Origin of the sequence: Pseudomonas sp. SLBN-26 (assembly GCF_006715895.1) — a bacterium.
In the GTDB taxonomy this organism is placed as follows: Bacteria; Pseudomonadota; Gammaproteobacteria; order Pseudomonadales; family Pseudomonadaceae; genus Metapseudomonas; species Metapseudomonas otitidis.
The window spans coordinates 4,304,334-4,323,601 of record NZ_VFOB01000001.1 but is presented as its reverse complement, the minus strand read 5'-3'; the positions used below and the strand labels follow the sequence as shown (position 1 = coordinate 4,323,601).

The window sequence follows — 19,268 nt, the reverse complement described above, 5'->3', positions numbered from 1 at the left end:
GAGGGCTGCGGAGGGTGCGAATTCTGTGAGCCGCCGGGGTGGGCGTCAACCTGCCGCCGGCGCCCCTGGGGCCGTCCATGACCACCCTTCACCCTGATGACCTGCGCCAGGCCCTGGCCGCCAGCCGCCCGGCGCTGCTCAACGTCGGCCTGTTCACCGCCGTGATCAACCTGCTGATGCTGGTGCCGGCGCTGTACATGCTGCAGGTCTACGACCGCGTCCTGGCCTCGGGCAACGCCATGACGCTGCTGATGCTGACCCTCATGGCCCTCGGCCTGTTCGCCTTCATGGGCGCGCTGGAGTGGCTGCGCAGCCTGGTGGTGATCCGCCTCGGTGCGCGCCTGGACATGGCCTTCAACGCCCGCGTCCACGACGCCGCCTACCGCGCCGCGAGCCGCAGCGGTGCCAGCCCGGCCCAGGCCCTGGCCGACCTCAACAGCCTGCGCCAGTTCGCCACCGGGCCGGCGCTGTTCGCCTTCTTCGACGCCCCCTGGTTCCCGGTGTACCTGGTGGTGATCGGCCTGTTCAGCCCCTGGCTCGGCCTCTTCGCCCTGGTCGGCGCCCTGGCGCTGGTGGCCCTGGCCTGGCTCAACGAGCGGGTCAGCCACGGCCTGTTGCAGCAGGCCGGGCGACTGGCGCAACAGGCCAGTCAGCAGGCCACCGGGCACCTGCGCAACGGCGAGGCCATCGACGCCATGGGCATGCTCGGCCGCCTGCGGGCGCGCTGGCTGGCGCAGCACCGTGGCTTCCTCGCCTGCCAGGGGCTGGCCAGCGAACGCATGGCCGCCGTCGGTGCCCTCTCCAAGGGCGTGCGCCTGGGTCTGCAGTCCCTGGTGCTGGGGCTCGGCGCCTGGCTGGCGCTGGAACACCTGATCACCCCGGGGATGATGATCGCCGGCTCGATCCTCATGGCGCGGGTGCTGGCGCCCATCGACCAGCTGATCGCCGTGTGGCGCCAGTGGAGCGGCGCCCGCGACGCCTGGCAGCGCCTGCAGGCCCTGTTGCAGGCCGAGCCGCCACGCCGTGCCGGCATGCCCCTGCCGGCGCCACGGGGCGCGCTGGAGGTGGAGCAGCTGTCCGCCTTCGCCCCCGGCAGCCGGCGACCCTGCCTGGCCGCCATCGGCTTTGCCCTGGAGGCCGGGCAGTCCCTCGGCATCATCGGCGCCTCCGGTTCCGGCAAGTCCAGCCTGGCGCGCCTGCTGGTGGGTGCCGCCGAGCCGGCCGGCGGCAAGGTCCGCCTGGACGGCGCCGACCTCGCCCAGGCCGACCGCGAGCGCCTGGGCGACCACATCGGCTACCTGCCCCAGGACGTGCAACTGTTCGCCGGCAGCGTGGCCGAGAACATCGCCCGCTTCGCCGAGCCGGACCCCGAGCAGGTGGTGGCGGCCGCGCGCCTGGCCGGCGTGCACGAACTCATCCTGCGCCTGCCCGAGGGCTACGACACGCGCCTGGGCGAGGGCGGCGCCGGCCTTTCCGGCGGGCAGCGCCAGCGCATCGGCCTGGCCCGCGCGCTCTACCGGCTGCCGGCCCTGGTGGTGCTGGACGAGCCCAACGCCAACCTCGACGAAGACGGCGAACACGCCCTGCTGGACGCCCTCGCCCGCCTGGGCGAAGCCGGCCGCACCCGCGTGCTGATCACCCACAAGCCCAGCCTGCTGGCCAGCGTCGACCACCTGTTGGTGCTCAAGGGCGGCCAGATGCAGGCCTTCGGCCCCGCCGCGCGGGTGCTCCAGGCCCTGCAGCGCGAGCCCGCCGCTGCACCGCCCGCCGTCGCCCCGGCCCCTGCGCCCGCCCCCCGCCGGGCCGCCTCCGCCTACAGCCTCAACTACCGCCTGGATGCCACCCGCTCCTGAGCCGAGGATTGCCATGCCCGCCTTGCCCGATGCCCCCCGCCCCCTGGCCGATGTGCTGCCCCTCGACGACCACCGCCCCGCGCGGCTCGGCCGCTGGCTGGTGCTGGCCGGCTTCGGCGGCTTTTTGCTCTGGGCTGCCCTCGCCCCGCTGGACAAGGGCGTCGCCGTCAGCGGCAGCGTGGTGGTCGCCGGCCACCGCCAGGCCGTGCAGCACCCCACCGGCGGCGTGGTGGCGCGCCTGCTGGTGCACGACGGCGAGGCCGTGAGCGCCGGCCAGGTGCTGCTCACCCTCGACGCCACCCGCCCGCGCGCCGAACGCGACACCCTGCGCCAGCAATACCGCGACGCCCAGGCCGCCGCCGTGCGCCTGGCGGCCGAAACCGAAGGGCAGGCGCAGCTGCGCTTCCCGCCGAGCCTGCCGGCCGACGACCCCGACATGCAGGCCAGCCAGGCCCTGCACCAGCAGCTGTTCGCCAGCCGCCGCGAAGCCCAGCGCCTGCAACAGGCCGCCCTGCGCGAGGGGCTGGCCGGTGCCCGCGCCCACCTCGCCGGGCTGGAGAGCGCCCAGCGCTACCGCCGCGAACAGCGCGAAGCCCTGCAGCAGCAGCTCCAGGGGCTGCGCGGGCTGGCGCAGGAGGGCTACATCCCGCGCAACCGCCTGCTGGAGAACGAGCGCCTGCTGGCCCAGCTCGACGGGGAGCTGGGCGAAGCCGTCGGCGCCATCGGCCACGCCCGCCAGCAGGTGCAGGAGCTGGGCTGGCGCGAACGCCAGCAGGCCGAGGAGTACCGCCGCGACCTGCACCAGCAGCAGGTGGAGAACCGCCTGCGCCTCGGCGAACTGGCCAGCCGCCTGGCCAGCGCCGAGTTCGAACTGGCCCACACCGAGGTGCGCGCCCCGGTGGCCGGCACCCTGGTGGGGCTGGCGGTGTTCACCCCCGGCGGGGTCATCGCCCCCGGCCAGCAACTGATGGAGGTGGTGCCCCGCGATGCGCCGCTGCTGGTGGACGCCCGCGCCCCGGTGGAGCTGGTGGACCGCCTGCGCCCCGGCCTGCCGGTGGAGCTGCTGTTCGCCGCCTTCAACCAGAGCAGCACGCCCCGGGTGCCCGGCGAGCTGGTGCTGGTGTCCGCCGACCGCCTGCTCGACGAGCAGACCCGCGAGCCCTACTACCAGGTGCGCATCCGCGTCAGCGAGGACGGTGCCCGGGAACTGGCCGGCCTCGACATCCGCCCGGGCATGCCGGTGCAGGCGTTCGTCCGCACCGGCGAGCGCTCGCTGCTCAACTACCTGTTCAAGCCCCTGGCCGACCGCCTGCACCTAGCCCTGTCGGAGGACTGATGCGCGCCCTGCTCCCCGCCCTGCTGCTGGCGCTCGCCTGGCCGGCCAGCGCCCTCGACCTGCGCGACGCCTACGCCCTGGCCCTGCGCAACGACCCGACCCTGCAAGCCGCCCTGGCCGAGCGCGATGCCGGCCAGGAGGCCCGCGCCATTGGCCGGGCCGGGCTGCTGCCGACGCTGTCCTACAGCTACAGCAGCGCGCGCAATGACTCCGAAGTGACCCAGGCCAGCACCCAGGGCAACGTCACCAGCCAGCGTGACTACCGCAGCCGCGCCTCCACCCTGACTCTGCAGCAGCCGCTGTTCGACTACGCCGCCTGGGCCGCCTACCGCCAGGGCGAGGCCGAGGCGCTGATGGCCGACGCGCGCTACCGCGGGCGCAGCCAGGAACTCTTGGTGCGCCTGTTCAGCGCCTACAGCGAGGCGCTGTTCGCCCAGGACCAGATCGCCCTGGTCCAGGCCCAGCGCCGCGCCTATGCCGAGCAGCTGCAGCTCAACCAGCGGCTGTTCCAGGCCGGCGAAGGCACCCGCACCGACCTGCTGGAAACCGGCGCCCGCCTGGAGCTAGCCCGCGCCCAGGAGATCGAGGCTGTGGATAACCTCGACGCCGCCCTGCGCCAATTGCAGGCCATCGTCGGCGAGCCCCTGGCGGTGCAGGACCTCACCCCGCTGGCGGAGGACTTCACCCTGCAGCCGCTGCAACCGGCGCGATTCGAGACCTGGCGCGACCTCGCCCTGGCCGCCAATCCGGAGCTGGCCGCCCAGCGCCACGCCCTCGACCGGGCCCGCTACGCGGTGGAGCGCAACCGCGCCGGGCACCTGCCCACCGTCAGCGCCTACGCCAGCACCAGCAAGACCCGCTCCGGCTCCGAGAGCACCTACAACCAGGAATACGACACCGACAGCATCGGCCTGCAGATCAGCCTGCCGCTGTTCGCCGGGGGCGCCGTCAGCGCCTCCACCCGCCGCGCCGTGGCCGAGGTGGAGCAGGCCAGCCACAGCCTCGACGCGCAGACCGCCGAGACCCTCAACCAGCTGCGCCAGCAGTTCAACCTCTGCGCCAGCAGCGCCGCCAAGCTGCGCGCCTACGCCCTGGCGGTGGAGTCCGCCAGCACCCTGATCGAAGCGACCCGGCGCAGCGTGGCCGGGGGCGAGCGGGTCAACCTCGACGTGCTGGATGCCGAGCAGCAGCTCTACAGCGCCCGCCGCGACCTGGCCCAGGCGCGCTACGGCTACCTGCGCGCATGGCTGCAGCTGCGGTATCTGGCGGGGCAACTGGTGCCGGGGGACCTGGAGGCGCTGGCGGGGTATTTCAGCGACGAGGCGCGGGGCTAGCCGACACGGTATGACGGCGCTGTCCAATTATTTTTACTGAGTCTCGTTCGCTAAAACGTCATGTGTGAAAGGCCCGGCGCTTCGCCTGGGCAGTTCACTCGAATCGAGACATCGCCATGACCGCATCCCAGCCGCAACTGTCCCATCCCCTGCGCTCCCAGCGCCTGAACCAGGTCACCCACGAGCCCCACAGCCGCCTGGACGCGCTGGTGAAGAGCCACGACCCGTTCGGCAAGCGTGAGCACTTCGCCCGCTTCGTCGCGGCGCAGTACCTGTTCCAGATGGACCTGGCCGGGCTATACGCCGACGCCAGCCTGGGCCAGCTGTTCGAGGACCTGCCGGCCCGTGCCCGTCACGAGCAGGCCAAGGCCGACCTGGCGGACCTGGGCCACCCGCTGCCGGCGGTCGAGGGCGAGGCGCCCACCGTCGGGCTGAGCCTGGGCGCGGCCCTGGGCTGGCTGTTCGTTTCCGAGGGTTCCAAGCTCGGCGCGGCGTTCCTCTACAAGCGTGCCGAGGGCCTGGGCCTTTCCGACACCTTCGGCGCCCGCCACCTGGGCGAGCCGGCCGGCGGCCGCGCCCAGGGCTGGAAGGCCTTCGTCGCCACCCTCGACGGCCTGGCGCTGGACGCCGAGCAGGAGCGCCTGGCCGAGGCCGCCGCCATCGCGGCGTTCAACCGCTTCACCGACCACCTGGAACGCTGCTTTGCCTGATACCCCCGCCCCCACACCTGGCCGCCTGCGCTGGCTGTGGGTGGCCCTGGCCTACCTGGCCATCGGCCTGGCGCTGCTGGGCGTGGTGCTGCCGGGGCTGCCCACCACCGAGTTCGTGCTGCTGGCGGCCTGGGCCGCCTCCCGCGGCTCGCCGCGCCTCAGCGCCTGGCTGGAGAACCACCGCCTGCTGGGCCCGCCGCTGCGCAACTGGCGCCGTGGCGGGGTGATCACCCGCCGCACCAAGCTGGCGGCCAGCGTCAGCATGAGCCTGGGGTTGACGTTGATGGCCTGCACCGTGTCGCACACGCCGTCGGTGGTCATGGCCGGAGTGGGGATGGCGTTCGGGGCCGCGTGGATCTGGTCGCGGCCGGAGCGGGTGGTCGCATCGCAGTGATGCCAACTGCTTGAGGTATTCGAGCCCAGCTCGTTATCGCGTGTGCTGATGCGTTCTGTTTCGCCTTCCCAGGCGAGTCACTTTTCTCAATCGCCCAGAAAAGTAACCAAAAGGGCTCGCCCCTGCATCCGGGTCCCGCTTCGCGGGACTCCCCTCGCTCCGTCGCTGCTACGGGGGCCGGCGCGATGGGCCATCCCTGGCCTGGCGCGCCTCTCGCGGCATCCATGCCGCTCGTCCCCCTGCGCAACGACTGCGCTCGGCCTCCTGAAGGGGCAGTGTCCCCGCTTCCCCTTGGTCGCCTGACACGACGTCAGCGTGCGCTTCGGATCTGCACCACTCTGCCCTCCAAGAGGAGTGCCGGGAGCGCGTGGCTGCAGGGTTCTCAGGGGGTGGCAACCGAGGAACGGCGGCACAGCCACAAAAAAGCCCGCTCGATGAGCGGGCTTCTTCATGACCGGGAAGCGATCAGAACGCCGGTACCACGGCGCCCTTGTACTTCTCCTCGATGAACTTCTTCACCTCGGGGCTGTGCAGGGCCTTGGCCAGCTTCTGCATGTCGGCGCTGTCCTTGTTGTCCGCGCGGGATACCAGGATGTTCACGTAGGGCGAGTCGCTGCCTTCGATGGCCAGGGCGTCCTTGGTGGGGTTCAGCTTGGCTTCCAGGGCGTAGTTGGTGTTGATCAGGGCCAGGTCGACCTGGGTCAGGACGCGCGGCAGGGTGGCCGCTTCCAGTTCACGCACCTTGATGCCCTTGGGGTTCTCGGCGATGTCCTTGGGGGTGGCGGTGATGCCGGCCTCGGGCTTGAGGGTGATCACGCCGGCCTTGGCCAGCAGCAGCAGGGCACGGCCGCCGTTGGTGGCGTCGTTGGGGATGACCACCGAGGCGCCCTGGGGCAGTTCGTCGAGCTTCTTGATCTTGCTGGAGTAGGCGCCGAAGGGCTCGATGTGCACGCCGGCGACGCTCACCAGCTGGGTGCCCTTGGACTTGTTGAACTCATCCAGGTACGGCTGGTGCTGGAAGAAGTTGGCGTCCAGGCGCTTCTCGGCCACCTGCACGTTGGGCTGCACGTAGTCGGTGAAGACCTTGATCTTCAGGTCCACGCCTTCCTTGGCCAGCTGGGGCTTGATGAATTCGAGGATCTCCGCGTGGGGCACCGGGGTGGCGGCCACGGTCAGGGTGTCGGCCTGGGCGGAGAGGGCGGCGAAGGCGGCAGCGGCCACCAGCAGTTTTTTCATGGAACGCTCCTTATGGGAATGCGAGGGCCGGGTCGGGTGGACGCCGGCCATCCTTTCATTTGCGGGAGAAATGCACCACCAGCTTGTCGCCGACGGTCTGCAGGATCTGCACCAGCACCAGCAGCAGGACCACGGTGACCACCATGACGTCGGTCTGGAAGCGCTGGTAGCCGAAGCGGATGGCCAGGTCGCCGAGGCCGCCCGCGCCCACCACGCCGGCCATGGCGGTGTAGGACACCAGGGTGATGGCGGTGACGGTGATGGCGGCGATGATGCCCGGCCGGGCTTCCGGCAGCAGGGCGTTGACCACGATCTGGCGGGTGGTGGCGCCCATGGCCTGGGTGGCTTCGATGATGCCGCGGTCCACTTCGCGCAGGGCGGTTTCCACCAGGCGGGCGAAGAACGGCGTGGCGCCCACCACCAGCGGCGGGATGGCGCCGGCGACACCCAGGGAGGTGCCGGTGATGAGGACGGTGAAGGGGATCATCACGATCAGCAGGATGATGAACGGCAGCGAGCGCAGCACGTTCACCACCAGCGACAGCAGGCTGTAGACGGCGCGGTTCTCGAACAGCTGGCGCGGGCTGGTGAGGAACAGCAGCACGCCCAGCGGCAGGCCCAGCAGGACGGTGAACAGCAGCGAGCCGCCCAGCATCATGAGGGTGTCGAGGCTGGCCAGCCAGATTTCGTACCAGTCGATGTTGGCGATGAGTTCGTTCATCAGCGCAGGACCTCCAGGTGAACGTCCGCTTCACGGAAGCAGGCCAGCGCGGCCTCGATGTCGCCGCCGGTGAGGGCCAGGGTCAGCTGGCCGTAGGGGGTGTCCTTGATGCGGTCGATGCGCCCGGCCAGGATGCTGAAGTCCACCCCGGTCTGGCGGGCGACGGTGCCCAGCAGCGGGGCGTAGGTGGCTTCGCCCTGGAAGGTCAGGCGCAGGATGCGGCCCTGGACGTGGGCGAAGTCCTCGCGCTGCTCGCCTTCGTCCACCTGCTCGTCCTCCTGGACGAAGCGCTGGGTGGTGGGGTGCTGCGGGTGGAGGAAGACGTCGGCCACCGGGCCCTGCTCGACGATGACGCCGGCGTCCATCACCGCAACGCGGTCGCACACGCGGCGGATCACGTCCATCTCGTGGGTGATGAGGACGATGGTCAGGTTCAGCTCGCGGTTGATCTCCGCCAGCAGCTGCAGGACCTGGCCGGTGGTCTGCGGGTCGAGGGCGCTGGTGGCCTCGTCGCAGAGCAGGATCTTCGGTCGGGTGGCGAGGGCGCGGGCGATGCCGACGCGCTGTTTCTGCCCGCCGGAAAGCTGGGCGGGGTACTTGCGGGCGTGGGCGGCGAGGCCGACCCGGGCCAGCAGTTCCTCGACGCGCTGCTCGATCTCGGCGCGGGACAGTTCGCCGGCCAGCTTCAGCGGCAGGGCGACGTTGTCGGCGACGGTCTTGGAGGACAGCAGGTTGAAGTGCTGGAAGATCATGCCGACGCGCTGGCGGAAGCGCCGCAGGCCTTCGGCGTCGAGGGCGGTGATGTCTTCGCCGTCAATGACGATGCGCCCGCCGCTGGGCTCCTCCAGCCGGTTGATCAGCCGCAGCAGGGTGCTCTTGCCGGCACCGGAATGGCCGATCAGGCCGAACACTTCGCCTTGGGCCACGCTCAGGTCGGTCGGTCGCAGCGCGGGGATGTCGCGGCCTTCGACTCGATACGCCTTGTGGACGTCATGGAATTCGATCACGTAGGGAAACCTTGTGGGGCTCTCGGGGGCCCGATGGGGCCTAAAAAGCCGCGTAGTCTACCGCTTCGCGGGGTGTGGCCGAAAATCTTTGTCGGCCTAGGGGTATAGCCACTTGGAATAACGCGGGGGCGAAAGCGGGGTTTTGCGGCCCGGCCCGCGAGGGGGCCGGGCGCGGGGGATCAGCGTGCGGGGTTCAGTTGCAGGCGCGGGGTCTGGCTGGGGTCGATGCTGTGGGCCAGGCGCAGCTTGTAGGTAGGGTCGAGCTTCTTCACCCGGGCCTGGAGCAGGGCCACCACCCAGGGGTACTGCTTGGCTTCGCGCACATGCAGGCGCACGTCGCAGTCGAAGGCGACCACGTCGGCGGCCACTGCGTCGAGCAGGCTGCGCAGGCGCTCGTTGTCGTCGTTGTCCAGCATCGGCAGGGCCACGTCGTTGGCGACACGGCGCACCGGGCGTGCGGGGGCGGCGGGCTTCTCCTCCACCGGCTGGGCCTGGGGCGCCGGGGTGGCGGCCTGGCGCTGGGCGGCGAGCTGCTGCTGGCGCGCCTGCTCGGCACGGGCGGCGGCTTCACGGGCGGCGGCCAGTTGGGCGGCACGCTCGCTTTCGCTGGCTCGGGCGTGGGCGATGGCGCCGTCCAGGCCGGTGGTCAGCGCCGGGGCCTGGGGCATCAGGCTGCGGGCGTGGCTGAGGGCGGTGGTGGCGCTGTTGAGGTCACCCTGCTGCAGGGCGGCCTGGCCCTTCTTCAGCCAGGCTTCGGAGAGCTGGCGCTGGTACTGCTCGAGGCGGGTGTCGCCGGCGGCGCTGGTCTGCAAGGCCTTGAGCTGGGTCTCGGCCTCGGCGAGCTGGCCGTTGGCCAGGGTCAGGTCGAGCTGGCGGAAACGGGTGACCAGTTCATCGGCGGGGATGACGGTGTCCTGGGGTTTGCTCTGGCACGCGGCTAACAGCAGGGAAATCGCGATAACGGGAAGGTATCGGGTTGCGAACGGCTTCATTCCTGCGATTCTCGGTTTGTTCAAAAAACGCGCAATTCTACACGGCGCGACCGGGCAGGACAAAAGTGTAGGCGCGGGCCTGCCCTCAGCGTGCTATCAGACCCGTTGCCTGGCCTGGCGTTCGCCGGCCGTCGGGAAAATCAGCCGAGGCGGGTCCGGCCTTTCCGGCCGACCGGGCCGGCGGCCTGCTAGGCTCGGCCCTGCCCGACAAAATGACAATAAGAGGAAGGCCCCATGGACCTCGAACCCCTCCCCTACGACTACCTGATCGTCGGCGCCGGCCCGGCCGGCTGCCTGCTGGCCAACCGGCTATCGGCCGACCCGGCCTGTCGCGTGCTGCTGCTGGAAGCCGGCGGGCGCGACAACCACCCGTGGATCCACATTCCCGTGGGCTACCTGTTCTGCATCGGCAACCCGCGCACCGACTGGTGCCTGCGCACCGAGGCCGAGCCGGGGCTGAACGGCCGTTCCCTGGGCTACCCGCGCGGGCGGGTGCTGGGGGGCAGCTCATCGATCAACGGGATGATCTACATGCGCGGCCAGGCGGCGGACTACGACCACTGGGCGGCGCTGGGCAACCCCGGCTGGGGCTGGGACGAGGTGCTGCCGCTGTTCAAGCACTGCGAGGACCACTTCGGCGGCGCGTCGGCGCACCACGGCGCCGGGGGCGAGTGGCGGGTGGAGCGGCAGCGCTTGTCCTGGGCGCTGCTGGAGGCCTTCCGTGCCGCCGCCGGGGAGACCGGCATCGCCCCGGTGGATGACTTCAACACCGGTGACAACGAGGGCTGTGGCTACTTCCAGGTGAACCAGCGCGGCGGCGTGCGCTGGAACGCCTCCAAGGCCTACCTGCGGCCGGTGCTGGGCCGGCCGAACCTGCGGGTGCTGACCGATGTGGAGGTGGAGCGGGTGGTGCTCGAAGAGGGCCGCGCCTGTGGCGTGGTGGCGCGCTGGCGGGGCGACCTGTGCAGCTTCGCCGCGCGGGAGGTGGTCCTCGCGGCGGGAGCCATCGGTTCGCCGACGCTGCTGCAGCGCTCGGGGATCGGCCCGCGGCCGCTGCTGGAGCGCCTCGGCATCGGCGTGCGGCACGAGCTGCCGGGGGTGGGTGGCAACCTGCAGGACCACCTGCAGCTGCGGCTGATCTACAAGGTCAGCGGCGTGCCGACCCTCAACCAGATGGCCGGCAGCCTGTGGGGCAAGGCCGGCATGGGCCTGCGCTACCTGCTCAGCCGCAGCGGCCCGCTGGCCATGGCGCCGAGCCAGCTGGGCGCCTTCGCCCGCTCCGGCCCGGAGCAGCAACGGGCGAACCTGGAGTACCACGTGCAGCCGCTGTCCCTGGAGCGCTTCGGTGAGCCGCTGCACCCCTTCCCCGCCTTCACCGCCTCGGTGTGTAACCTGCGTCCGGCCAGCCGGGGCCGGGTGGACATCCGCGCCGCCGAGGCGAAGGCGCCACCGCTGATCCAGCCGAACTACCTGAGCGAGGAGGAGGACCTGCGGGTGGCCGCCGACGCTATCCGCCTGACCCGGCGCATCGCCGCCGCGCCGGCACTGGCGCCCTACCGGCCGGAGGAGTACCTGCCGGGCCCGGCGTTGCAGAGCGAGGCGGAGCTGCGCCAGGCGGCGGGCGACATCGGCACCACCATCTTCCATCCGGTGGGCACCTGCCGCATGGGTGCGGACCGGGAGGCGGTGGTGGACGCGCGCCTGCGGGTGCACGGGGTGCCGGGGCTGCGGGTGGTGGATGCGTCGATCATGCCGACCATCGTGTCGGGCAACACCTGCTCGCCGACGCTGATGATCGCCGAGAAGGCGGCGCGGATGATCCTCGAGGATCGCCGCTCAAGCGTCCGCCAGCCCGCGCGCAGCGAGCCGGCGACGGTCGGCTAGGTGCGGCGCGGGGCGGCGAAGCTGAGCAGGAACAGCGCCGCCGCCGAGACCACGATGGACGGGCCGGCGGGGGTGTCCTTGAACCAGGACAGCGCCAGGCCGGCGCACACCGCCACCAGGCCCAGCAGGCTGGCGCCGACGGCCATCTGCTCGGGGGTGCGGGCGTGGCGCTGGGCGGCGGCGGCGGGAATGATCAGCAGCGAGGTGATCAGCAGCACGCCGACGATCTTCATGGCCACGGCGATCACCACGGCGATCAGCAGCATCAGCGCCAGGCGGATGGCGGTGACCGGCAGGCCCTCCACCCGCGCCAGCTCCTCGTGCACGGTGATGGCCAGCAGCGGCCGCCACAGCGGCACCAGCAGGCCCAGCACCAGGGCGCTGCCGCCGAGGATCCAGGCGAGGTCCGTGGGGCTCACCGCCAGCAGGTCGCCGAACAGGTAGCCCATCAGGTCCACCCGCACTTCGCTCATGAAGCTCAGGGCCACCAGGCCGAGGGACAGGGTGCTGTGGGCGAGGATGCCCAGCAGGGTGTCCGAAGCCAGCGGCTGGCGCTGCTGGAGGGTCACCAGCAGCACCGCCAGCAGCACGCAGCCGACGGTCACCGCCAGGGTCGGGCTGATGTCGAGCATCAGGCCCAGGGCCACGCCCAGCAGGGCGGCGTGGGACAGGGTGTCGCCGAAGTAGGCCATGCGCCGCCACACCACGAAGGAGCCGAGCGGGCCTGCCACCAGGGCCAGCGCAAGGCCGGCGAGCAGGGCGTTGACGAGGAAATCAGCCATGGTTGCAGTCGGGGCCGTGCGTGTGAACGGGGGTGAAGCGGGTGCCGGTGGGGAAGCCGGGGCGCTCGATCACTTCGCCGTGGAGGTCGTGTTCGTGGTCGTGGTGATGGTGGTAGACGGCCAGGCTCTGGGCGTCCTTGCCGAACAGCTCGACGAAGGCCGGGTCGAAGCTGACCTGCTCGGGGTGGCCGGAGCAGCACACGTGGCGGTTCAGGCACACCACCTGGTCGGTGGTGCTCATCACCAGGTGCAGGTCGTGGGAGACCATCAGCACGCCGCAGCCGAGGCGGTCGCGCAGCTGGGTGATGAGGCGATACAGCTCGGCCTGGCCGGCGACGTCGACGCCCTGCACGGGTTCGTCCAGCACCAGCAGCTCGGGCTCGCGCAGCAGGGCGCGGGCCAGCAGCACGCGCTGCAACTCGCCGCCGGAAACGGTCTGCAGCGGGCTGTCGATCACCTGGGGAGCGCCCACTTCGCTGAGGGCGGCGAGCGCCGCGGCGCGGTCGACCCCCGGCACCAGCCGCAGGAAGCGCAGCACGGTGAGCGGCAGGGTGGCATCCACCTGGAGCTTCTGCGGCATGTAGCCGATGCGCAGGCGCGGCTTGCGCCAGACGCTGCCGCGCTGGGGCTGCAGCAGGCCGAGCACGGTGCGCACCAGGGTGGTCTTGCCGGCGCCGTTGGGGCCGATCAGGGTGACGATCTCGCCGGGACGCAGGGTCAGCCCCACGTCCTGCAGCACTGCCTGGCCGGCGAAGGTGACGCCGACGCCCTCCAGGCGGATCAGCGCGTCCTGGCTCATGCCTTGCCCCGGCAGGTGGCGCACAGGCCGACCACTTCCACGGTCTGCCCTTCCACGGCGAAGCCGACGGCCTGGGCGCTGGCGACGATGGCGTCGCTGATGGCCGACTGTTCCAGCTCGATGGCGGTCTGGCACTGGCGGCAGATCAGGAACTGGCCCTGGTGGGCTTCGCCGGGGTGGTTGCAGCCGACGAAGGCGTTGAGCGAGGCGATGCGGTGCACCAGGCCGTTCTCCAGGAGGAACTCCAGGGCGCGGTACACCGTGGGCGGTGCGGCGCGGCGGCCGTCTTCCTCGGTCAGCACGCCGAGGATGTCGTAGGCGCCCAGGGGCTTGTGGCTGGCCCAGACCAGCTCCAGCACGCGCTTGCGCAGGGCGGTCAGGCGCAGGCCGTCGCGGGCGCACAGGGCTTCGGCCTCGGCCAGCGCATCCCGCACGCAGTGGGAGTGGTCGTGGGGGCGGCAGGCCAGGGGGGCTTGGGTCTTGATCGGCTTGAGCATGGCGGCGACGTTGAGTCAAAGAGACGTTATTCTATTACGCCTTTGTGTCGGAGTCCTCCCCGTGTCGCGTCTCGTCCTGCTCGCCCTCCTTGCCTGCCTGGCGCTGCCGGCCGGCGCCGACGTCCGTGTGCTGACCAGCATCAAGCCGCTGCAGCTGATCGCCGCTGCCGTTCAGGACGGCGTGGGTGAGCCCGAGGTGCTGTTGCCGCCGGGGGCCTCGCCGCACCAGTACGCGCTGCGGCCGTCCGACGTACGGCGGGTGCGCGAGGTGCCGCTGCTGTATTGGGTCGGCCCGGACCTGGAAGGCTTCCTGCCCAAGGTGATCGCCGGGCGCAGCGCGCCGGCTGTGGCGGTGCAGGACCTGCCGGGCATGCAGCTGCGCCATTTCGAAGCCCTCGGCCACGACGAGCATGAGCACGAGGACGCCCACGAGCACGACCATGACCACCGCCCCGGCTCCCTGGACGCGCACCTCTGGCTGCTGCCGGCCAACGCCCGGGTGATCGCTGCCCGCATGGCGGCGGACCTGTCGGCGGCGGACCCGGCCAACGCGGCGCGCTACCAGGCCAACCTGAAGGCCTTCGGCGAGCGCCTCGACCAGCTCGACGTTCGCCTCAAGGCCCGCATGGCGGCCGTCAGCGGCAAGCCGTTCTTCGTCTTCCACGAGGCCTTCGACTACTTCGAGAGCGCCTACGGCCTGCGTCACGCCGGGGTGTTCAGCGTGGCGGCCGAGGTACAGCCGGGTGCCCGCCACGTGGCGGCGATGCGCGAGCGCCTGCGGGCGGCCGGCCCCAGCTGCGTGTTCAGCGAGCCGCCGGTGCGCCCGCGCCTGGCCGAGACCCTGACCCAGGGCCTGCCGGTGCGCCTGGCCGAGCTGGACGCACTGGGCATGCAGGTGCCGGTGGCCGCAGGTGGCTACGAGCGCCTGCTGGACGACCTGGCCCAGGGCCTGGCGGGGTGCCTGGAGGCGCTTTGAGGCGCCCCGGGCCACTTATCCACAGCGCGTAGCCTGCGCGCGCACAAGCCACACCATCGGTCGAGTCGCGACGACTTTTCGTTGGTCGACGGTCTAACTTCCTCTCGGGACATCTCTGCCCCGGCGACAGGAGGCTCCGACCCCTATGACCCGCACCGGCTCCCCCGCAAAGACCCGCCTGCCGCTGCCCTTGCAGGCGGCTTCCGAAGACATCTGGGACAGCAAGTACCGCCTGCGCCGGCGCGACGGTACGCCGCTGGACGACACCCCGGACCACAGCCTGCAACGGGTGGCCCGGGCCCTGGCCGAGGTGGAGCCGAAGGACGTCGAGCACTGGTACGAGCGTTTCCTCTGGGCCCTGCGCCAGGGGGCGCTGCCGGCCGGGCGCATCCTCTCCAACGCCGGTGCCCAGGCCCACAAGCCGGCCACCTCGACCATCAATTGCACCGTCTCGGGGGTGATCCATGACGCCATGGACGACATCCTCGGCAAGGTCCACGAAGCCGGCATGACCCTCAAGGCCGGCTGCGGCATCGGCTACGAGTTCAGCACCCTGCGCCCCCGGGGCGCCTTCGTTTCCGGTGCCGGGGCGCACACCAGCGGGCCGCTGTCGTTCATGGACGTGTACGACCGCATATGCTTCACCGTCAGCTCCGCCGGGGGCCGGCGTGGGGCGCAGATGGCCACCTTCGACATCGCCCACCCGGACGTGCGCGAGTTCATCCGCGCCAAGCGCGAGGACGGCCGCCTGCGCCAGTTCAACCTCAGCCTGCTGGTGACCGATGCCTTCATGCAGGCCGTGGAGCAGGACGCCGAGTGGCCGCTGGTGTTTCCCCTGCATGCCCGCGAGCTGGACGAGGTGGACCTGGACGACCCGGCCCAGGTGCTCTGGCGCGACTGGCCGATCCACGCGGGCTACCAGGTGCGGGAGGATGGCCGGGTGGCCTGCCGCATCTACGGTCGGCTCAAGGCGCGGCACCTGTGGGACATGGTGATGGCCTCCACCTACGACTACGCCGAGCCGGGCTTCATCCTCATCGACCGGGTCAACGCGCTGAACAACAACTGGTGGTGCGAGGCGATCCGTGCCACCAACCCCTGCGGCGAGCAGCCGCTGCCGCCCTACGGTTCCTGCCTGCTGGGCTCGATCGACCTGACCCGCTTCGTCGACGACCCGTTCACCGACCAGGCGCGGTTCGACTGGGAACGCTTCCGCGAGGTGGTGAAGGTCTTCACCCGCCTGCTGGACAACGTGGTGGAGATCAACGGCCTGCCCCTGGCGCAGCAGCGCGAGGAGATCACCGGCAAGCGCCGCCATGGCATGGGCTTCCTCGGGTTGGGGTCGGCGCTCGCCCTGCTCGGCCTGCGCTACGGCAGCCCGGAATCCTGCGTGTTCACCGAGGAAGTGGCCCGGGAGATGGCCCTGGTGGGCTGGCAGGCGGCCCTCGACCTGGCGAAGGAGAAAGGCCCGGCACCGCTGCTGGCGCAGCGCTTCACGGTGACCGAGGCGATGCTCCGGCAGCGCCCGGAGATGGCTGCCGACGGCTACAAGGTGGGTGACTCGGTGCCCGGCAGCGTGCTGCACGCGCGTTACTCGCGCTACATGCAGCGCATCGCCGAGCACGCGCCGGAGCTGGTGGCGCAACTGGCTGAGGTGGGCGCGCGCTTCACCCACCACAGCTCCATCGCCCCCACCGGCACCATCAGCCTGAGCCTGGGCAACAACGCCTCCAACGGCATCGAGCCGAGCTTCGCCCACGTTTATTCACGCAACCTGATCCGCCCCGGGCGCAAGACCAAGCAGAAGGTCGAGGTGGTCAGCTACGAGCTGCTGGCCTACCGCGCCCTGGTGGACCCGCAGGCGGCGCCGGGGGCCGAGTCGGCGGGCCATGGCCTGCCGGAGTGGTTCGTCACCGCCGAGGACATCACCCCCGCCCAGCATGTGGACATCCAGGCGGCGGCGCAGAAGTGGGTCGACTCCTCCATCTCCAAGACCGCCAACGTGCCCACCGACTACCCCTTCGAGGCCTTCAAGGACATCTACCTCTACGCCTGGCGCCAGGGCCTGAAGGGCTGCACCACTTTCCGCTTCAACCCGGCGGCCTTCCAGGGCGTGCTGGTGAAGGACGCGGACCTGGAGAAGACCCGCTACCGCTTCGAACTGGAGGACGGCAGTGTGGTGGAGCTGAAGGGCAACGAGGAGGTGGAGTACGACGGCGAGGTGCACACGGCGGCGAACCTGTACGAGGCCCTCAAGGAGGGCTACTACGGGCGTTACTGAGCGGAGGCGGCGATGAGCGTGAAGATCAACCAGCGGATCAAGGGTTTCCAGGTGGTGGACGTGGAGGCCGAGCGCGCCCGCCGCGCCGCCGAGGAAGCGGCCGCCGTGGTGCAGATGGACGAGACCCTGCAGCGCCCGGAAACCCTGGTGGGGGCGACCTACAAGATCAAGTCGCCGCTGTCGGAGCACGCGCTGTACGTGACCATCAACGACATCGTCCTCAACCCCGGCACGCCCCACGAGCAGCGCCGGCCCTTCGAGATCTTCATCAACTCCAAGGGCATGGAGCACTTCCAGTGGATCGTCGCCCTCACCCGCATCATGTCGGCGGTGTTCCGCAAGGGCGGCGACTGCACCTTCCTGGTGGAGGAGCTGAGCGCGGTGTTCGACCCCCGTGGCGGCTACCTCAAGCGCGGCGGGCTGTACATGCCCTCCCTGGTGGCCGAGATCGGCGCCGTGCTGGAGCGCCACCTGGTGGCCATCGGCCTGATGCAGGGCCCCCAGCCCGATCCGGAGCAGCAGCGCTTCCTCGCCGAAAAGCGCGCCGCCTACGAAGCCAGCCTCGGCACCACCACCGCCGAACCCGGCGAAGGCTTCCCCCCCGGCGCCCAGCTCTGCGGCAAGTGCAACACCCAGGCCGTCGTCCGCATGGACGGCTGCGCCACCTGCCTCAACTGCGGGCACTCGAAATGTGGGTGAGCCCGTTCAAAACGCATGCGTTTTGAAGGGCGAACGACCGGCCATGGATGGCCGGGCCGGGGTTGAGCTTGGGCAGCGGAGTATCGACAGGGATGTCTGCGCCTAAGCGGATCTTCACGCCAGACGAGCATGCGTTTTGAAGGGCGAACGACCGGCCATGGATGGCCGGGCCGGGGTTGAGCTTGGGCAGCGGAGTATCGACAGGGATGTCTGCGCCTAAGCGTATCTTCACGCCAGACAAGCATGCGTTGCGCCGGCAAACCCCTTGAAACCACCATGCATGACCGTCTACACCCGCCATCCCTGGGCTGAAGCCCAGGCTACGGTTTGCGGTATGCCCGAGCTTGGGCAGCGGAGTATCGACGGGGATGCCTAGGACAGACAGGCACCCGCGTGGGGTGAAGCCCACCCTACGGGGCGCAGAGGCGCCCTAGAGCGCAAAGGGCAGCGGCAGCTCCACCACCTGGCGATGGGCCAGGCGGCGCTGGAATTCGGCGGGGTCGTGGATCAGCACGTCCTGGCCGGCGAAGGCCTCGGCGGCGATCAGGCGCGACAGCCAGAAGCGCACGCAGGCGACGCGCAGCAGCGTCGGCCAGAGTTCGGCCTCGGCGGCGGTGAAGGGGCGCAGGGCAACGTAGGCGCCGAGCAGGGCGCGGGCGCGGGCCTCGTCGAGCTGGCCGTCGTCGTCGGAGCACCAGTCGTTGAGGGTGATGGCCAGGTCGTAGAGCATCGGGCCGGAGCAGGCGTTGTAGAAGTCGATCACCCCGGCCAGGTGCGGGCCGTCGAACAGGGCGTTGTCGCGGAACAGGTCGGCGTGCAGGTTGGCTCGTGGCAGGGCCTGGATGCGGGGCTTGAGGCGTTCGATCTCGGCCAGGGCCTGCTCCAGCAGCGGACGGGCCTGGGCGTCGAGGCGCTCGGCCTGGTGCGGGCCTTCGCTGAGCATCCAGTCCAGCCCGCGGTCGCTTTTGCGTTCGATGGGCTGGTCGCGGGTGGCCAGGTGGATGCGCGCCAGCAGCGTGCCGACTTCGCCGCAGTGGTGCGGGTTGGGTTCGCGCAGGTGGCGCCCGGCGAGGCGCGGCTGCAGCAGCGCGGGCTTGCCGGCGAGGCTGCGCAGGGCCTGGCCGTCTTCGCTGCACAGGGCGTAGGGCACTGGCAGGCCGGCGGTGTGGAGCACGTCCAGCAGTTCGATGAAGAACGGCAGGTCGGCCACCGGGCCTCGTTCCACCAGGGTCAGGACGTATTCACCCCGCTCCAGGCTGACGAAGAAGTTGCTGTTCTCCGAACCTTCGGCGATGCCCTTGAAGTCCCGGAGCCGGCCCAGCCCGTAGGGGGCGAGGAAGGTTTCGAGTTCGGGGCGCTGCAGCGGGGTGAAAACGGACATTCGACTACCTTGTTACGGCCACCGTGGCGGCCTTACCAGCTGAAGATCTCCCACTGCGGGATCAGCATGTCGGGGTTGTCCGACCGGATGAAGTTGCTGTCGCCGTCAGCGCGGACCAGGAAATAGGGTTTGCCACCCTTGGGGGTGACCTTGATCGCATAGAGGAAGCCGTTCACACGGTATTCCTGGATGGTCTTGTCGCCGTCCTGGCGGATGGTGACATCGGGTTCCGGCGAGGGGGCCTCGTCGTCGGCGAAGACACTCACCGGCAGGAGGGCCAGCAGACCGGCGAGCAACAGGCGGTTGAAAGCGCGCATGGTGGTAACCTTGTCCCTTATCGTCAATGACCGGGCCATTCTACTGCGGGTCCGGTGAATAAAGGTTGA

The 19,268-nt window shown here is 70.7% G+C and carries 18 protein-coding genes; 9 read left to right on the top strand and 9 right to left on the bottom strand.

Annotated features, from left to right (window positions below; translation table 11 throughout):
- The first annotated feature begins 77 nt into the window (after positions 1-77).
- The 5 genes from FBY21_RS20000 (at position 78) to FBY21_RS19980 (ending at position 5,627) form a co-directional block, all read left to right on the top strand.
- On the top strand, positions 78-1,853 hold the full coding sequence (locus tag FBY21_RS20000; RefSeq protein ID WP_142013170.1) for a type I secretion system permease/ATPase: 1,776 nt from the start codon (positions 78-80) through the stop codon (positions 1,851-1,853).
- Positions 1,854-1,866: 13 nt separating this feature from the next.
- Positions 1,867-3,189, top strand: a complete 1,323-nt coding sequence (locus FBY21_RS19995) for an HlyD family type I secretion periplasmic adaptor subunit (protein WP_142013167.1) — start codon at positions 1,867-1,869, stop codon at positions 3,187-3,189.
- The gene (locus tag FBY21_RS19990) at positions 3,189-4,523 is read left to right on the top strand and encodes a TolC family outer membrane protein (protein ID WP_107330552.1); all 1,335 of its coding nucleotides are present in this window, start codon (positions 3,189-3,191) and stop codon (positions 4,521-4,523) included. The genes FBY21_RS19995 and FBY21_RS19990 overlap by 1 nt, the downstream gene beginning before the upstream one ends.
- A 116-nt stretch (positions 4,524-4,639) precedes the next feature.
- Complete coding sequence (locus tag FBY21_RS19985; RefSeq protein WP_044403861.1) at positions 4,640-5,233, top strand: biliverdin-producing heme oxygenase; 594 nt, start codon at positions 4,640-4,642, stop codon at positions 5,231-5,233.
- On the top strand, positions 5,226-5,627 hold the full coding sequence (locus tag FBY21_RS19980; RefSeq protein WP_044403858.1) for a YbaN family protein: 402 nt from the start codon (positions 5,226-5,228) through the stop codon (positions 5,625-5,627). The genes FBY21_RS19985 and FBY21_RS19980 overlap by 8 nt, the downstream gene beginning before the upstream one ends.
- Positions 5,628-6,092: 465 nt before the next feature.
- Here FBY21_RS19980 and FBY21_RS19975 read toward each other — a convergent pair whose 3' ends face one another.
- From FBY21_RS19975 to FBY21_RS19960, 4 genes are all read right to left on the bottom strand, one after another.
- Entirely contained in the window at positions 6,093-6,863 is a 771-nt protein-coding gene (locus tag FBY21_RS19975; RefSeq protein WP_074969941.1) for a MetQ/NlpA family ABC transporter substrate-binding protein, read from the bottom strand.
- A 55-nt stretch (positions 6,864-6,918) separates the two neighbouring features.
- Positions 6,919-7,584 (bottom strand): methionine ABC transporter permease, encoded by a 666-nt coding sequence (locus FBY21_RS19970; RefSeq protein WP_044403853.1) that lies wholly within the window; start codon positions 7,582-7,584, stop codon positions 6,919-6,921.
- Positions 7,584-8,591, bottom strand: coding sequence for a methionine ABC transporter ATP-binding protein (locus FBY21_RS19965; protein ID WP_044403850.1), 1,008 nt, complete (start codon positions 8,589-8,591; stop codon positions 7,584-7,586). The genes FBY21_RS19970 and FBY21_RS19965 overlap by 1 nt, the downstream gene beginning before the upstream one ends.
- Before the next feature lie 179 nt (positions 8,592-8,770).
- The gene (locus FBY21_RS19960) at positions 8,771-9,583 is read right to left on the bottom strand and encodes a hypothetical protein (RefSeq protein ID WP_142013165.1); all 813 of its coding nucleotides are present in this window, start codon (positions 9,581-9,583) and stop codon (positions 8,771-8,773) included.
- A gap of 234 nt (positions 9,584-9,817) precedes the next feature.
- Here FBY21_RS19960 and FBY21_RS19955 point away from each other — a divergent pair, with 234 nt between their 5' ends.
- The gene (locus tag FBY21_RS19955) at positions 9,818-11,467 is read left to right on the top strand and encodes a GMC family oxidoreductase (RefSeq protein WP_142013163.1); all 1,650 of its coding nucleotides are present in this window, start codon (positions 9,818-9,820) and stop codon (positions 11,465-11,467) included.
- Here FBY21_RS19955 and znuB read toward each other — a convergent pair.
- The 3 genes from znuB to FBY21_RS19940 are packed head-to-tail and all read right to left on the bottom strand — an operon-like array spanning position 11,464 to position 13,545.
- Positions 11,464-12,249 carry a zinc ABC transporter permease subunit ZnuB gene (znuB, locus tag FBY21_RS19950; RefSeq protein WP_044403842.1) on the bottom strand — a complete coding sequence of 262 codons (786 nt, stop codon included), beginning with the start codon at positions 12,247-12,249 and terminating at the stop codon, positions 11,464-11,466. The two genes, FBY21_RS19955 and znuB, sit on opposite strands and share 4 nt — an antisense overlap.
- Complete coding sequence (gene znuC, locus FBY21_RS19945; protein WP_074970010.1) at positions 12,242-13,048, bottom strand: zinc ABC transporter ATP-binding protein ZnuC; 807 nt, start codon at positions 13,046-13,048, stop codon at positions 12,242-12,244. Before znuC ends, znuB begins: the two co-directional genes overlap by 8 nt.
- Positions 13,045-13,545 (bottom strand): Fur family transcriptional regulator, encoded by a 501-nt coding sequence (locus FBY21_RS19940; RefSeq protein WP_044403839.1) that lies wholly within the window; start codon positions 13,543-13,545, stop codon positions 13,045-13,047. The genes znuC and FBY21_RS19940 overlap by 4 nt, the downstream gene beginning before the upstream one ends.
- On the opposite strand from FBY21_RS19940, the gene FBY21_RS19935 reads away from it, so the two are divergent.
- From FBY21_RS19935 to FBY21_RS19925, 3 genes are all read left to right on the top strand, one after another.
- Positions 13,544-14,521 (top strand): zinc ABC transporter substrate-binding protein, encoded by a 978-nt coding sequence (locus FBY21_RS19935; protein ID WP_083422369.1) that lies wholly within the window; start codon positions 13,544-13,546, stop codon positions 14,519-14,521. The genes FBY21_RS19940 and FBY21_RS19935 overlap by 2 nt on opposite strands.
- A 145-nt stretch (positions 14,522-14,666) precedes the next feature.
- Positions 14,667-16,802, top strand: a complete 2,136-nt coding sequence (locus FBY21_RS19930; RefSeq protein ID WP_142013160.1) for an adenosylcobalamin-dependent ribonucleoside-diphosphate reductase — start codon at positions 14,667-14,669, stop codon at positions 16,800-16,802.
- Between the two features lie 12 nt (positions 16,803-16,814).
- On the top strand, positions 16,815-17,501 hold the full coding sequence (locus tag FBY21_RS19925) for an NrdJb (protein ID WP_044403830.1): 687 nt from the start codon (positions 16,815-16,817) through the stop codon (positions 17,499-17,501).
- Positions 17,502-17,931: 430 nt separating this feature from the next.
- On the opposite strand, the gene FBY21_RS19920 is transcribed toward FBY21_RS19925, so the two are convergent.
- Positions 17,932-18,882: a homoserine kinase gene (locus FBY21_RS19920; protein ID WP_142013158.1), complete on the bottom strand. Its 951-nt coding sequence runs from the start codon at positions 18,880-18,882 to the stop codon at positions 17,932-17,934.
- Between the two features lie 32 nt (positions 18,883-18,914).
- A complete protein-coding gene (locus FBY21_RS19915) occupies positions 18,915-19,199 on the bottom strand; it encodes a DUF2782 domain-containing protein (RefSeq protein WP_044403825.1) in 285 nt (94 codons plus the stop codon).
- Positions 19,200-19,268: the final 69 nt, after the last annotated feature.

Excerpts from the sequence above, each read along its gene's own strand:
- FBY21_RS20000 (WP_142013170.1), top strand. The coding sequence starts at position 78 with ATGACCACCCTTCACCCTGATGACCTGCGCCAGGCCCTGGCCGCCAGC.
- FBY21_RS19995 (WP_142013167.1), top strand. The coding sequence starts at position 1,867 with ATGCCCGCCTTGCCCGATGCCCCCCGCCCCCTGGCCGATGTGCTGCCC.
- FBY21_RS19990 (WP_107330552.1), top strand. The coding sequence starts at position 3,189 with ATGCGCGCCCTGCTCCCCGCCCTGCTGCTGGCGCTCGCCTGGCCGGCC.
- FBY21_RS19985 (WP_044403861.1), top strand. The coding sequence starts at position 4,640 with ATGACCGCATCCCAGCCGCAACTGTCCCATCCCCTGCGCTCCCAGCGC.
- FBY21_RS19975 (WP_074969941.1), bottom strand. The coding sequence starts at position 6,863 with ATGAAAAAACTGCTGGTGGCCGCTGCCGCCTTCGCCGCCCTCTCCGCC.
- FBY21_RS19970 (WP_044403853.1), bottom strand. The coding sequence starts at position 7,584 with ATGAACGAACTCATCGCCAACATCGACTGGTACGAAATCTGGCTGGCC.
- FBY21_RS19960 (WP_142013165.1), bottom strand. The coding sequence starts at position 9,583 with ATGAAGCCGTTCGCAACCCGATACCTTCCCGTTATCGCGATTTCCCTG.
- FBY21_RS19955 (WP_142013163.1), top strand. The coding sequence starts at position 9,818 with ATGGACCTCGAACCCCTCCCCTACGACTACCTGATCGTCGGCGCCGGC.
- znuB (WP_044403842.1), bottom strand. The coding sequence starts at position 12,249 with ATGGCTGATTTCCTCGTCAACGCCCTGCTCGCCGGCCTTGCGCTGGCC.
- znuC (WP_074970010.1), bottom strand. The coding sequence starts at position 13,048 with ATGAGCCAGGACGCGCTGATCCGCCTGGAGGGCGTCGGCGTCACCTTC.
- FBY21_RS19935 (WP_083422369.1), top strand. The coding sequence starts at position 13,544 with ATGGCGGCGACGTTGAGTCAAAGAGACGTTATTCTATTACGCCTTTGT.
- FBY21_RS19940 (WP_044403839.1), bottom strand. The coding sequence starts at position 13,545 with ATGCTCAAGCCGATCAAGACCCAAGCCCCCCTGGCCTGCCGCCCCCAC.
- FBY21_RS19930 (WP_142013160.1), top strand. The coding sequence starts at position 14,667 with ATGACCCGCACCGGCTCCCCCGCAAAGACCCGCCTGCCGCTGCCCTTG.
- FBY21_RS19925 (WP_044403830.1), top strand. The coding sequence starts at position 16,815 with ATGAGCGTGAAGATCAACCAGCGGATCAAGGGTTTCCAGGTGGTGGAC.
- FBY21_RS19920 (WP_142013158.1), bottom strand. The coding sequence starts at position 18,882 with ATGTCCGTTTTCACCCCGCTGCAGCGCCCCGAACTCGAAACCTTCCTC.
- FBY21_RS19915 (WP_044403825.1), bottom strand. The coding sequence starts at position 19,199 with ATGCGCGCTTTCAACCGCCTGTTGCTCGCCGGTCTGCTGGCCCTCCTG.